Below are 12,192 nucleotides of genomic sequence, written 5' to 3' on the forward strand. Positions count from 1 at the left end.
GGCGTGATCCTCTATCATCTGCTTCAGGGGACCTTACGCTTCAACGCCATCCGCAAGCGCCTGCCCAATATCACCCAGAGAATGCTGACGACCCAGCTTCGCGAACTGGAGCGCGACGGGTTTGTCTTACGGACGGTCTACCCGGAAGTTCCGCCAAAGGTGGAATACAGTCTGACCGCACGCGGTCGGACCCTTGAGCCCGTCATTATGACTCTCAAGAGATGGGGCGATGAGCATACGACGTTCGGACGTGTTCCTGAGGTCTGCGCCGACCTGAAGGGCTCGCCAACAGATGGAGGGTTCTAAAAACCTGCTGTTATTGAGGGATCCACTGTGATTCCATTTTTCTGGTTTTGCTTGATCACGCTGGTTCTTCTGTACGACCATGTAATGACCCACCGCTTTCTGCTCAGGTCATGCGGTTAATGTAGCGGCGTAAGCCGCATCCGGGGTCATCATCTTCAATGCCTGATCAGGGCGCTGTTGGTTGTAAAAGGCAATCTGAATTGCCCCGGGTTTTGTGGAGACAGAACGACCCGAGAGGTAAGAAGAATTCATGAGCAACAAATCGAAGCGTTTTCCGCCTGAATTTCGTGAACGTGCGGCTCGCATGGTTCTGGAGGAAGAGAAGAGCCATCCATCACGCTGGTCTGCGGTGATGATGATAGCGCCAAAGCTGGATATTCATCCTGACACGCTGTCAAAATGGACCCGTCTGCATGAGCGGGCCAATGCGCCTGCGGTGAGTGAACTGCCTGATCGGGAAAAGATCAGGCAACTGGAGCGAGAGAACCGCGAATTGCGGCAGGCCAATGAAATCCTGCGTAAGGCTTCTGCGTATTTTGCCCAGGCGGAACTCGACCGCCGGTTCGGGCCATGACGCGCTTCATTGAGGAGCATCGGCAGACATATGGTGTCGGGTCAATCTGCAAGATCCTGCCGATTGCGCCATCTGTCTATTATGCAACCGTTGCCAGGCAGAAAAAACCTTGTGCGCGCAGCCAGAAAGACAAAGAGCTGTTCTTGCCAAACAGGCACCGGACTTCGACGCACGCAACTACGGCTATAGCCGCCTGTCCGAATTGGCCGAGGCATCCGGCCTCTTAGATGTCGAGCGCATCGGCGACCATCCCAAAGTCGTCATGGTGAAACTGAAACTTGCTTCCGCCAATGGGTGACCGGGACGACAGACTGCACATCCGGAACGATTATTTTTACACGCTGCCTCGGTAAGGATGTGTAACGCTCCGGTATTGGCGGTGACGCCAGCTTCCTCATGGTTCTCGTTGAAACGCAGATATTCGCCTTCCCCCAAGAGCCACCTGTCTGCTCGAGGAAACCTGAACAGACAGGCAGCAGTGCCCTCATATTTGACATACTCACCGATGAACAGCTTTCCGCATAACGGACATAAGCAACACGATCTCTTGCAGGCGGGTTAGGCCGATAGCGAGACTTACAGTTTTAGGGTAAAATCGGAGAGATAAACACGCGTTTCCTTGGGGCCGACGCTGTTTGCCTAGGGGGATGATGTGTCAGCAATTTGTGCCATTTGCGGTCAAGGCATAGCGCCCGCCGATGATTCAAAAGAGCATATTCTCCCTAACGCGATCGGGGGGCGCCGAACTGTAAACAATTTCCTGCATGGCGACTGTAATAACCGAGCAGGCCAGACTTGGGACGCAGAACTAGAGAAGCAGTTGCGGCCTCTCGCTCTCCACATCGGTATCAAACGCCAGAACGGGAAAACATCACGTATGAAGGTCACCACCACGGCGAATGAGGACTTTCTGCTGGATGTCGGCGGCCAGTTGGAAATGGTACGGCCAGTAGTTATGCGTACGCTGCTCAGGAATGACGAGCGTATCGACGTAACAGCAGGATCGTTCACTCAGGCTCGAGAGACCTTAAAGGGGCTGAAGCGCAAATATCCCAAGGTGGATATGGAGGCGATATTAGTCGGAGCGGAGAGCCAACGGTCCTATGCGATGGGTGCTATCGACATTGACCTGAGCTTCGGGGGGCCATTGTCGGGCCGATCCCTAGTAAAAAGCGCGTTGGCGCTGGCACACCACGCCGGTCTTCCAATTGAGGCATGCGGCGATGCAATATCGTATCTGCGTAAGACAGACGCGGAACCCTGTTTCAGATTCTATGACGGCGATGATTTGGTCGATGGTCGTCCGCAAGCCATGCCTCTGCATTGCGTCGCTATCGACGCAAACCCGGCCACAGGTTTGATCCTCGGCTACGTGGAATACTTCGGCATTCACCGCATCGTGGTCTGCCTCGGCCGCGACTATGTCTGTAATCGGTTACAGTCAGTTTATGCATTAGATCCTCGCACGGGTGGACAGCTACAGGTCGCGGTCCATATCGACTTGGATGCCGAGGATATCAGGGCGATCTACAACTGCGAACGTGTCAATGAGGAAAAAAGATTGGAGGCTGCTGGCGCAATTCTCGGCTCAATCTCGGGTGCACAACATACCGCTGAGGGCGAACATGTGGTGCGTGAGAGCCTGGACTTCGCTTGGGCCAACTGTGGAGGCGTCCCGGGTCAGCCGCTGACGACAGAGCACTTAGAGAGGTTAAAAGAGTTGTTCGTTAAACGGTCAACGCCGTGGTGGAAGCACGTCACAGGGCTGGACGAAGCGGCGGCTTGTCAATTCGCCTTCGCCTATATCGAGAATGTGCTGGCCACGGCGTAATTCAAGCAGTTTGAAACTAGCCGTCAGCTCAGAAGATCGAAACGTGAGCGTTGCAAAAAAATGATCCAAATGCGGCGTTAATTTGTCATGAACATCGACCGCATTAACGGCCGCTCTTCTAATCTCATCAGGTGATAGCAGACATTCCGCTCCCCCCCCTGATCCGCCTGTCTGCTCAGTGATGCAGGAGCAGACAGGCCGCATTCGCCTACATTCTGGACGCTTGAAACTACAGAGTGCCTTTCCGAAAGCAGACATCGTTAACAAGCCAGAAACTCGCGACATACTGCCCGGACGGTATCGCGAAACCAGCGATGTGCAGGATCAGCATCCATTCTGGGATGCCACATGACGGAGATGGCGATTCCAGATGTTTTTACAGGAAGCTGGAACAGTCTCAGGTTCGCCCCCCTTGCAAGATCATCAGCGAGGTTCGCGAGACATGATCGCGGGACATTTGTGACCAGATCTGATTGTCTGGCGATTTCCAACGCATCTGGAAATCCAGGCACAACGACCGACACGGTACGTTGGTACCCCAGTTGCTCGAGTGCATCATCAACCGGTCCCCTGAATGTCCCGCGTCGTGAGGCCACGACATGACGGCAAGCGGCGTAGCGCGCCACGCTGATATCTCCGTCTACGAAAAGAGAATGGCCGATACGTGCTACGCCGACGAACGTATCCCGGAACAGGAGCCGACTTCGGACCTCTGGTGCAGACGCACCCCGGACGCCGATCTCCAGATCGATCCTTCCTTCTCGTAGTGGCAACGCATCCTTGTCAGGCTTGGGTGCAAACCGCAGGCGAACCCGTGGCGCTTCCTTCATGATGGCAGTGACAAGAGGCGCTGCAGCAACATTCAGAAAGCCTTCATTGGCGCGAAGGGTGAATGTCCTATCCAGCGCTTTCAGATCCAGTTCCCCATGTCGAGGGCGTAGGACGTCCTGCACGTCCTGGGTCAGGACATGAACGCGCTCGCGGATATCTACTGCATAGGGCGTGGGCACGAGATGCCGCCCCGCCCGCACCAGTAACGGATCGCCGGTGGTCGAGCGCAGCCGTGTCAGGGTGCGACTCATGGCGGACGGACTGAGCCCGAGCCGGCGGGCCGCGCCAGTCACGCTGGCCTCGTCGAGCAACACATCGAGCGCTGTCAGGAGGTTGAAATCCACGTTTTCCATGCTCTGAGTCTATCGACAATGACCGGCAACAGATAGCGTCCCATGCAATGATACTTTGATTTTCATGCGTCTAGCGCCTGCTTTGGTTTCGCACCTATTTTCGATGACGTGAAAACAGGCATGTCCGTTGGGATGGCAGTCTGTGGAAAGGAACCATTCTATGAAGTTGATCGGTATCGAAGAGCATTTCCTGACCACCGAAGTGAAGGACGCCTGGTCTGCCATCGGTCTTGAAGCCGCTGATCCAAGCGTTGCGTTCCATGGGGGACCGCTTGGGAAGCGCCTGGCTGATCTTGCCGAAGAGCGGCTGTCACTCATGGACGAAACAGGGCTGGACGTTCAGGTGCTTTCGCTCACCACACCGTCATTGCACGACCTCGGACCAGACAGCGTCGATCTGGCGCGCCGCGTGAACGATGCCGTGGCGGAGGCGGTCGCCCGCCATCCAGACCGCTTTCAGGCGCTGGCGACGCTGCCCGTGGCGAGCCCTGACGAAGCGGCCCTGGAACTTGAACGCTGCGTCAAGACACTTGGCTTCAAGGGCACGATGCTGTGCGGACGCGTGGGCCATCGCAACCTAGACCACGCCGATCTTCTGCCGATCTTTCAGAGCGCTGCAGTATTGAAAGCGCCAATCCTTCTTCACCCTAGAACACCGGAAAAGGGCGTTCGGGATGCCTATTATTCCGGGTTCAGCCCGCAGGTAGACGCCGCGTTTTCCTGTTTCGGCCTCGGCTGGCATTATGACGCCGGCATCCAGTTCCTGCGCCTTGTGCTGGCGGGCCATTTCGACCGTTTTCCGAACCTACAGGTTATTTTGGGCCACTGGGGCGAACTGGTTCTGTTCTACGCCGAGCGTATCGCCAACATGGATCGCGTTTCCGGACTGAAGCAGTCCATGACGACGTATTTCCGGCGCAACCTGTCTGTCACGGCGAGCGGCATCTACCTGCCACATTATCTGGAACAGGCGGCACGGATCGTCGGCTATGACCGGCTGCTGTTCTCCGCCGACTACCCGTATCAATACCGCGCCGGCTACGACGCACGACGTTTTCTCGAAAACTGCGGTTTGGACCAGGCCGCGACGCAGGGCTTCGCGCACGGAAACTGGGAGCGGCTCACAGAAGAGCTAGCGCAGTTGCTCTAAATAATTGACGTGTCTGCCATGGCAGCATTCGCCTACATATAGGACAATCTGAAACACAAACGAATGACCGCATAGCGGACGACACTGGCCAATCTTGCCTGGGTAATTTTCATTTTCTCAGGCGAGTATCCATGCACGACGGGTTCAGTTCGATCCGAACTAACGTTTCCTCTCTGAAGACTTGATGAAACGCGTGGTGAGCAACAGAGCGCCATGGAATAATGCAAGCAATCCAAATGTTTCGGCATAAGCCTCCGATGCGACATGGGATGGAGCGATTGCCGCAAGCCGCCACCCGAGGAACGTGGCGCACGCTGTGATCAATGTCGGTCCCCCAATCCTTTGCATGATGTTCAGCGCAGTCGTTGCCATCGGAATATCTGCGCGTGCGATCGAAGCATATCCCGCGCTCATCGCCGGAATACCGACAGCGCCCCCACCTCCGCCACGCAGCAACAATGCTAAGGCGAGCAGGACGACGTTCAGACCGTTATAAGCGAGCAACACTAAAATCAGTGTGCCGACAAAGGACAAAAGAGCCCCGCAACCGGTCAGATCGCGCGCGTCAAACCGGTCACTCAGACGGCCAATGAGCGGATAGACGCACATCATCCCCAGACCCAGGGGGGCCATGAACAGGCCCGTCCGCTCGGGCGAGACACCGCAGGCATGGATCAGCCATACGGGTAGAAGCATCTGACCAGCGAACGACACCCCGTTCGTCAGAAACATGATGATCGCCGACACCGAAAAAGCAGGCGCACGCAGCAGGCGCAGGTCGATCAGCGCGTCATCGCCCTTGCGTCGCGCGGATCGGACATACAGGACGAACAGTACGAGGGACGCGCCTAAAGTCGCCTGTCCATAAAGCCGGGCGACATGATCCATGCCGTAGAGAAACGAGACGAGAGCGGGTGCGAGAAATCCTAGCCCTGTCAGGTCAAGTGGACGGGGGCGCTCGTCATGCCGATCGTCAGGAAGAAACAGAACGGCAAGGACAAAAGCCGCAAGCCCGACCGGAACATTGAGAAGAAAGATCCATCGCCAGGACGTAATGGAGAGAATGGCACCGGCGACGACGGGTCCAAGAAGCGGCGCGAGCAGAACAGGTGCCGTCATTGCGCTCGCGACCCTCGGCATCTGTCGGCCCGCCACACGAGCTACCGTCATCTGCGCCATAGGAGCGAGCAGTCCGCCCGCCATGCCTTGCAGTAGCCGGAATACGATCAGGGACGGTGCAGACCACGCTAGTGCGCACAGGCCTGATGTCAGCGTGAAGGCACCGAAGCAGCATAAATAGACTGCCCGCCCCCCGAGGCGACTTACAAGCCATCCATTCAGCGGCAACGTCAGGGCGAGTGCCAGCAGATAGCCGCTGACCACCCACTGTATGTGTGAAAACGGCGCGTGCAGGGTCGCGACAAGATCGGGGAGCGACACATTGACGATCGTGGCGTCCAGTTGCGCCATGAAAGATCCGACCGCCGCGACGCTCACGATTTTCCAGGTGCCCGGAGGCAGTTGATCCGAACCCTGGGATGGCAACGATGTTCTGGTGTTCATGAACGATCTCGCCGGGAAGCGTGAGACGCGCAGACATCCACCATGCGCTTACGCGTCCAGTGCGATTGCGTCGCTTGTCGTCACGCGGCCAAGGCGGGGGAAAATCTCCTCGCAGGCAAAGCGCTGCATCTCTTCGGTGAATGTGGACATGACATCCGTGGCGAGCACGACGTTATATCCATGCTCATGAGCCGCCCTGGCGGTAGATTCCACGCCCAGATTGGTCGCGATTCCGCCCAGTACAATGGTCGAGATACCGCGTCGTCTTAACTGAAGATCGAGATCCGTGCCGTAGAAGGCACCCCATTGCCGCTTCGTGACACACAGATCGGTCGGTTCGGCAAGCCCGTCGACCAGTTTAGCCCAGTCTGGTGCGAAGCCGCCAGGCGGTGAAAAGGAGCGATCGACGACCGCATGAACGGCATCCGCGAAATCTGGAGAAAATGCTACATTTACCAGAATGACCGGAGCGCCAGCAGCCCGGAAACGTATTGCGAGTTCTTTCGATCGCTCAACAATCGCCGCACCCGATGTCGGAGCCAGGGGAAGCCCCGTAATGCCCTTCTGGAGATCGATCAGAACGAGGGCCGTCCTGGTGGCCGAAAGTGAAATCATGGCAAGACCTTCCCTGTTGACGTTCGACCGCCATCCCGAACCGTTGTCCGGAACACGCGGAAACGTTATTAAGTTGAGTAGACACTCAAGCAGGAGCATTATTTGAGGATGGACTCAAATTCGTCAAGAGGTGAACGGACGTCCCTTCAGCCGATGCGCGCGGCTGGGCGTCAGCGCGTCGAGGAGTTACTGGAGGCCGCGTCCGACCTCATGGCGGAACGAGGGTACGAAGCGACGACCATGGCGGAGATCGCCGCGCGCGCCGGAGCAAAAATCGGCTCGCTCTATCGCTTCTTTCCGAACAAGGAGGCTGTGGCGGACGCTTTGGTGCAGCGGCATATCGCCGTTCTGGAAGACGAATACGCGGCACTCGCCAAACGTGCCGCCACACTATCCCCGGACGCTCTGGCAGACGTTCTGATCGAACTGCTTGTCACGCTTCATCCTCGCGTGAAATCCCTGTCTGCGCTGATGGAGGCACGGACTGACAAGATGGAGATCCGTGATCGTGCACGAGGACATGCCATAGCCGGAATTGCGGCAGCGTTGCGTGTCTGTGCGCCAGGGTTGGATGAAGCACTGGCGAGAGATATTGCTGCGGTCGTTCTAAACATTATGAAAGTGCTGCGCAGCATGCTGGCGAAGGACGCCCCTACGACGCCAGGCGCGCCTGACGAATTGCGGCGAATGCACCGTCTCTATCTAACGGACCGGCTGCAGCCGTTTCGGCGTACTCCAGATGGCATAACGGACGCAGAGCTATAATTTCGCAGATTGGTGCAGCCCGGGTTTCAAACGCCAATTTCATCGCATCCCAAGTGAGGAGGCTAAATGAATGCGAGAAAATCGGGGAGAACTAACACAGTTTTGACGCGAAAATCTCGTGCCCGGCAATGGCCGATTGCTTAGCAGGTAGGCGGCAGTCGCCTACCTCTACGACATAGAAGTGGTGGTGGCGGCTGCCCGAAAGCCGACGTTTCTAGCTGAACCTCGATGACCGCGTCGGGACAATGCCGCCCTTCCGGCACCGTTGTCAGACCTCTGCGGCGTCGGCAGCGTAATGGTCCATGTCGTGCCCCTCGCTGACTTGCGCGTAGTCGCCCATGACCACGACGATCATGGGCGACTACGCGGAATCCTCTCAACAAAAAGAATAGCATCTGCGGGTCCGATAGGCGGCTGTTCCGTATGAGTTGGTTGAACGCGCGTTATCGACTGGATGACGCGCTTGGAACTCACAGCCCGAGGTCGCTCAGCGAAGGATGATCGTCCGGGCGACGACCGAGAGGCCAATGGAACAGGCGCTCCGACTCCTTAATCGGCATTTCGTTGATGCTGGCGTGGCGGTTCGACATCAGCCCGTCTTCGGCGAAATGCCAATTCTCGTTGCAATAGGCGCGGAACCACTGCCCGCCATCATCGCGATATTCATAGGCATAGCGGACGGCGATCCGGTTGCCGGTGAAAGCCCACAATTCCTTGATGAGCCGATATTCATGTTCTCTGTTCCACTTGCGCTCCAAGAAGCCTTGAGCCTGTTCCCGATTGGTCGCGAATTCGACCCGATTACGCCAGCGTGTATCGAGCGTGTAAGCGAGGGCGACCTTGGCGGCGTCGCAGCTGTTCCAGCCATCTTCGGCGAGGCGAACCTTTTCGACCGCGGTTTCGTGAGTGAAGGGGGGCAGCGGAGGACGAAACATTTTATTTGCTTTCGTGATGAGTGATGTTGGTAAGGGCCAGCCCTACAAAACCACAGCGGGGCCTGCTGGTCCGTTAGAAGGGCTTGGTCGGGAGATATTTGCCATCGAGTGTAATGACGCACCGATGCCCACCTTCGGGGTCTTCCTGCTTCTCAAACTTGAGCTTAAAGTTAATGGCGCTGATGATGCCGTCACCGAAATCCTCGTGGACGAGCGATTTCAAGGTTGTGGCATAGACCTGAATCATTTCGTAGAAGCGATATATTGTCGGGTCGGTGGGCACCCCATGTGGGAAACTACCCCGGATGGGGATTGCCTGTAGAAGCCCGACTTCGCTGGCAGCGAGGCCCAACGTCTCACCGACAGCCTCAGCCGCGCTCGCCGGGAGCGGGTGCTGCCCGAGCAGCGCGGCGGTAACGAACTCCCTCGAAAGTCCGCTGTTTGCAGCGATAGCTGCCCAACTAAGCTGCCTTTCGGCTTTCGCCTGAATGACGGTTTCGGTCAGCGTCTTACGGGCCGTCTGGGTCACTTGTATTTGGGCCATTAGTCTACCCTTCATTGGGGCGGTATAAAATCGCTCAGGATCGATGGGAGCAGGAAGCGAAGGGGATGTCAGTCGCGTGGGCCTCGGGAACAACCCAGCTATCGGAGCAGGTAATGAACAGCGTATCTGGTCCGTGCTTCGCTGCCAGCCCTTGGAAAAGCGGGATACGGCCGGGATATTCTCCCTCCCTGAATTTTTTGAATTCTTCGATTAGCCTTTGCACCCTGTCGATCTCCGTAGTCGATGAGGGGAGTATCGACTTCTCGATTATAACTGTCCAAGACGGATAACAGATAGTTTCCATAAGCAGGCGTTATACGGATGCTCCTTCGTCATCTTCGCTACCTCTCCGCCGTGGTCGAGCACGCTAGTTTCACACGTGCCGCCCAGTCGCTGCACGTTTCTCAGCCGGCGCTATCGCAGCAGATTCGTCAGCTGGAGGAACAGCTGGGCGTGCAACTTCTAGACCGTTCGGGGAAAGCTGTTCGCGCAACGGATGCAGGCGCAACTTATTTGAGCCATGTGCATCGCGCCTTTCGCGAATTAGATGCTGCGGGTCGTGCCGCCCGTGACGTGAGCGACCTAAGCTCCGGTGTACTTCGGCTCGGATTCACTCCCAGTTTCGGCGGCTATCTGATTGCACCACTCGCGCGCCGCTTCCGAGAGAAATATCCGGGGATCAGCCTCGAATTGAAGGCAATGTCACAGGACGAAATTGAAACCAACCTTGCTGATGACAATCTCGATTGTGCCATCGCGTTTGGGACACCCAGCGTTACCGGCATCGTTGCGCATCCACTCCACTCCGAGCGACTATCGTTAATCGGCCGATATGATCATCCGGTGATGAACAATGAGGCTATCGACATTGAATGTATCGAGCGGGAGGAGATGGTTCTGCTGGGTAAATCTTTCGCCACTCGCCACACTATCGACAGGCATTTCAAGCGGCATGGGATCAGGCCGAACATTGTCATTGAGACGAGCTCGATGACGACCATGATCGAACTTGTAAAATCGAGTTCGCTGGTGGCGCTCCTCCCCGAGGCGGTCGTCCATGAACGGGACGATTTGCAATCCCGGCCATTATTTCCTGCGATAGATGAGCGACGGGTGGTCTTGCTACAACGAGATGGGGCCTATCGCTCCGCAGCCGCGGGTGCGTTCATAGCGACGCTCGATCTCTTTGCTCAGGATCTGAACGCAGCGTCGATAAGATAGCTCACTCGCGCGCCAGAAGGCTGTTTTCGGTTACCGCTTTCCGATAGCAGACGTTCCGCTTACCCCCCATATCGGTCGTCTGAATGAGTATATCGGGACCTGTGTTTTCTCAACGAACGGCAGAAAGCAGCTCACTCACTAACGACGGTCGCTTATCCAACATCGCCAGCAAAACTTGAGCCGGTCCGGTTGGCTGACGACGGCCATGCTCCCAGTTCAGAAGGGTCCCCTTGGCGACCCCGATGCTTCTGGCAAACTGGGCCTGAGAGAGTCCGGTCCGGGTTCTGATGGCCGCCACGTCAACCGACGGAACACGCACCTGGTGGGTCACACAGTCGTCGGCCGGAGCGTCCGAATAGGCAAGAGCCTCATTTAGCCCCTGCAGAATGCTGTCATAAGCGCTCATGATGGTTCTCCGTATTTCGCAACAAGCGTCTTGCTCAACTCTACCAGGGCGGCCTGTTCAGATCGTGTCAGATTGTCTTTCTCGTTTTTGGCAAAAACAGTCAGGAGAAACAGAGGCATCTGTCTTCCACCAAAAACGTAGAGAGTTCTGTACCCTCCCCTCTTCCCACCATTCTCGCGGGAAAAACGGACCTTTCGCAGACCGCCGCCTAAAGAAAGGCCAGCATCTGGCATTGCAGCGAGCATGTTAATCAGAGCCATACGATCGTCGTCTGACATCAGGGCTTTTGCCCGCTTTATGAATTCAGGCAGTTCGACAACGGTCTGCAGCTTTGACATTCACAATGGAATATATGCTAATAGCATATACGTCAACGGCGTATAGTTCAGAGAGGCGAGCGGTATGGCGGGTATCCAGACAAAGAGCACCCCAGAAACTGCATGAAATCTCCAAAACCGGCAGTTTCCCGCCATAAAATCTATGTCCGTTTTTTCTTATTATCGGACATAGGGTAGAATGCATAAAATCTTCCCCAAAAGCTCTTCCGATGTGCTGGCCTGGAGCCATCGTCAGTAGACAATGACGCTTCTTGGCAAGTTGGTTCCATTGCCTCTGCCATGCCGTGTGTAAGGAATTACACCTCCGCACAGGCCTGCAATCCTTTATTGGTTTTGCGGCGGCTTTGGGGGGGGGGGATTGCAGTCGGTCCGCTTCAAGCGAACGACCTGTGGAAGCGGACATTCCGATTCGGTGTGAAAGGGGTACGGGGAGCGGTGAGAGGTTGTTCGAAAACGTACGCTAAGAGTTTGTTGGAGAGCCTTTCATATCGGCGCAGATCTCAGGAACATGTCCGAACTCTGTGTGCTCATCGCCCCAGGCTTTGAGAGCCATGATGACGGGCTCAAGGGTCCGCCCGCGTGGGGTGAGGCTGTATTCCACCTTTGGCGGRACTTCCGGGTAGACCGTCCGTAAGACAAACCCGTCGCGCTCCAGTTCGCGAAGCTGGGTCGTCAGCATTCTCTGGGTGATATTGGGCAGGCGCTTGCGGATGGCGTTGAAGCGTAAGGTCCCCTGAAGCAGATGATAGAGGATCACGCC

Annotated in this window: 15 protein-coding genes, 1 pseudogene and 1 other annotated feature; of the genes and pseudogenes, 7 read left to right on the top strand and 9 right to left on the bottom strand. The window is 56.5% G+C overall.

Annotation, left to right across the window (positions count from 1 at the left end; translation table 11 throughout):
* From KP705_RS14545 to KP705_RS14560, 4 genes are all read left to right on the top strand, one after another.
* The coding region (locus KP705_RS14545) for a helix-turn-helix domain-containing protein (protein WP_215764713.1) at positions 1 to 306 on the top strand (306 nt) is incomplete at its 5' end.
* A gap of 250 nt (positions 307 to 556) precedes the next feature.
* Entirely contained in the window at positions 557 to 880 is a 324-nt protein-coding gene (locus tag KP705_RS14550; RefSeq protein WP_016738505.1) for a transposase, read from the top strand.
* Positions 835 to 951, top strand: a sequence feature (AL1L pseudoknot). Its footprint overlaps the gene before it by 46 nt.
* A 38-nt stretch (positions 952 to 989) precedes the next feature.
* The gene (locus KP705_RS14555; RefSeq protein WP_015075026.1) at positions 990 to 1,178 is read left to right on the top strand and encodes an OST-HTH/LOTUS domain-containing protein; all 189 of its coding nucleotides are present in this window, start codon (positions 990 to 992) and stop codon (positions 1,176 to 1,178) included.
* 354 nt (positions 1,179 to 1,532) lie between these two features.
* Entirely contained in the window at positions 1,533 to 2,711 is a 1,179-nt protein-coding gene (locus KP705_RS14560; RefSeq protein WP_015075027.1) for an HNH endonuclease, read from the top strand.
* 260 nt (positions 2,712 to 2,971) lie between these two features.
* On the opposite strand, the gene KP705_RS14565 is transcribed toward KP705_RS14560, so the two are convergent.
* On the bottom strand, positions 2,972 to 3,895 hold the full coding sequence (locus KP705_RS14565; RefSeq protein ID WP_015075028.1) for a LysR substrate-binding domain-containing protein: 924 nt from the start codon (positions 3,893 to 3,895) through the stop codon (positions 2,972 to 2,974).
* A gap of 160 nt (positions 3,896 to 4,055) precedes the next feature.
* Here KP705_RS14565 and KP705_RS14570 point away from each other — a divergent pair, with 160 nt between their 5' ends.
* A complete protein-coding gene (locus KP705_RS14570; RefSeq protein ID WP_015075029.1) occupies positions 4,056 to 5,045 on the top strand; it encodes an amidohydrolase family protein in 990 nt (329 codons plus the stop codon).
* 159 nt (positions 5,046 to 5,204) lie between these two features.
* Here the strand turns inward: KP705_RS14570 and KP705_RS14575 are convergent, their stop codons facing one another.
* On the bottom strand, positions 5,205 to 6,608 hold the full coding sequence (locus KP705_RS14575; protein ID WP_015075030.1) for a DHA2 family efflux MFS transporter permease subunit: 1,404 nt from the start codon (positions 6,606 to 6,608) through the stop codon (positions 5,205 to 5,207).
* 48 nt (positions 6,609 to 6,656) lie between these two features.
* The gene (locus KP705_RS14580; protein ID WP_016738503.1) at positions 6,657 to 7,223 is read right to left on the bottom strand and encodes a hydrolase; all 567 of its coding nucleotides are present in this window, start codon (positions 7,221 to 7,223) and stop codon (positions 6,657 to 6,659) included.
* 108 nt (positions 7,224 to 7,331) lie between these two features.
* Here KP705_RS14580 and KP705_RS14585 point away from each other — a divergent pair, with 108 nt between their 5' ends.
* Positions 7,332 to 7,988 carry a TetR/AcrR family transcriptional regulator gene (locus tag KP705_RS14585; RefSeq protein WP_016738502.1) on the top strand — a complete coding sequence of 219 codons (657 nt, stop codon included), beginning with the start codon at positions 7,332 to 7,334 and terminating at the stop codon, positions 7,986 to 7,988.
* A 271-nt stretch (positions 7,989 to 8,259) separates the two neighbouring features.
* On the opposite strand, the pseudogene KP705_RS21155 reads toward KP705_RS14585, so the two are convergent.
* The 3 genes and pseudogenes from KP705_RS21155 to cynS all read right to left on the bottom strand — a co-directional run.
* Positions 8,260 to 8,392 (bottom strand): annotated as a pseudogene (locus tag KP705_RS21155) (alpha/beta fold hydrolase); the annotation flags it as partial.
* A gap of 66 nt (positions 8,393 to 8,458) precedes the next feature.
* A complete protein-coding gene (locus tag KP705_RS14590) occupies positions 8,459 to 8,923 on the bottom strand; it encodes a DUF1348 family protein (RefSeq protein ID WP_015075033.1) in 465 nt (154 codons plus the stop codon).
* Positions 8,924 to 8,996: 73 nt separating this feature from the next.
* The gene (gene cynS / locus KP705_RS14595) at positions 8,997 to 9,467 is read right to left on the bottom strand and encodes a cyanase (RefSeq protein WP_016738501.1); all 471 of its coding nucleotides are present in this window, start codon (positions 9,465 to 9,467) and stop codon (positions 8,997 to 8,999) included.
* Positions 9,468 to 9,788: 321 nt separating this feature from the next.
* On the opposite strand from cynS, the gene cynR reads away from it, so the two are divergent.
* Positions 9,789 to 10,688, top strand: a complete 900-nt coding sequence (gene cynR / locus KP705_RS14600; RefSeq protein WP_015075036.1) for a transcriptional regulator CynR — start codon at positions 9,789 to 9,791, stop codon at positions 10,686 to 10,688.
* 109 nt (positions 10,689 to 10,797) lie between these two features.
* On the opposite strand, the gene KP705_RS14605 is transcribed toward cynR, so the two are convergent.
* The 3 genes from KP705_RS14605 to KP705_RS14615 form a co-directional block, all read right to left on the bottom strand.
* A complete protein-coding gene (locus KP705_RS14605; protein WP_015075037.1) occupies positions 10,798 to 11,094 on the bottom strand; it encodes a DNA-binding transcriptional regulator in 297 nt (98 codons plus the stop codon).
* Positions 11,091 to 11,432: a type II toxin-antitoxin system RelE/ParE family toxin gene (locus KP705_RS14610; protein ID WP_015075038.1), complete on the bottom strand. Its 342-nt coding sequence runs from the start codon at positions 11,430 to 11,432 to the stop codon at positions 11,091 to 11,093. The genes KP705_RS14605 and KP705_RS14610 overlap by 4 nt, the downstream gene beginning before the upstream one ends.
* A gap of 460 nt (positions 11,433 to 11,892) precedes the next feature.
* Positions 11,893 to 12,192 (bottom strand): helix-turn-helix domain-containing protein (locus KP705_RS14615; protein WP_252348411.1); only part of this gene is annotated, 300 nt, incomplete at its 5' end.

The sequence above is a fragment of the Gluconobacter sp. P1D12_c genome, assembly GCF_018812105.1.
Taxonomy (GTDB): domain Bacteria; phylum Pseudomonadota; class Alphaproteobacteria; order Acetobacterales; family Acetobacteraceae; genus Gluconobacter; species Gluconobacter oxydans_A.

Coding starts and splice junctions, on each gene's coding strand:
- KP705_RS14550 (WP_016738505.1), top strand. CDS start 557: ATGAGCAACAAATCGAAGCGTTTTCCGCCTGAATTTCGTGAACGTGCG.
- KP705_RS14565 (WP_015075028.1), bottom strand. CDS start 3,895: ATGGAAAACGTGGATTTCAACCTCCTGACAGCGCTCGATGTGTTGCTC.
- KP705_RS14570 (WP_015075029.1), top strand. CDS start 4,056: ATGAAGTTGATCGGTATCGAAGAGCATTTCCTGACCACCGAAGTGAAG.
- KP705_RS14575 (WP_015075030.1), bottom strand. CDS start 6,608: ATGAACACCAGAACATCGTTGCCATCCCAGGGTTCGGATCAACTGCCT.
- KP705_RS14580 (WP_016738503.1), bottom strand. CDS start 7,223: ATGATTTCACTTTCGGCCACCAGGACGGCCCTCGTTCTGATCGATCTC.
- KP705_RS14585 (WP_016738502.1), top strand. CDS start 7,332: ATGGACTCAAATTCGTCAAGAGGTGAACGGACGTCCCTTCAGCCGATG.
- KP705_RS14590 (WP_015075033.1), bottom strand. CDS start 8,923: ATGTTTCGTCCTCCGCTGCCCCCCTTCACTCACGAAACCGCGGTCGAA.
- cynS (WP_016738501.1), bottom strand. CDS start 9,467: ATGGCCCAAATACAAGTGACCCAGACGGCCCGTAAGACGCTGACCGAA.
- cynR (WP_015075036.1), top strand. CDS start 9,789: ATGCTCCTTCGTCATCTTCGCTACCTCTCCGCCGTGGTCGAGCACGCT.
- KP705_RS14605 (WP_015075037.1), bottom strand. CDS start 11,094: ATGAGCGCTTATGACAGCATTCTGCAGGGGCTAAATGAGGCTCTTGCC.
- KP705_RS14610 (WP_015075038.1), bottom strand. CDS start 11,432: ATGTCAAAGCTGCAGACCGTTGTCGAACTGCCTGAATTCATAAAGCGG.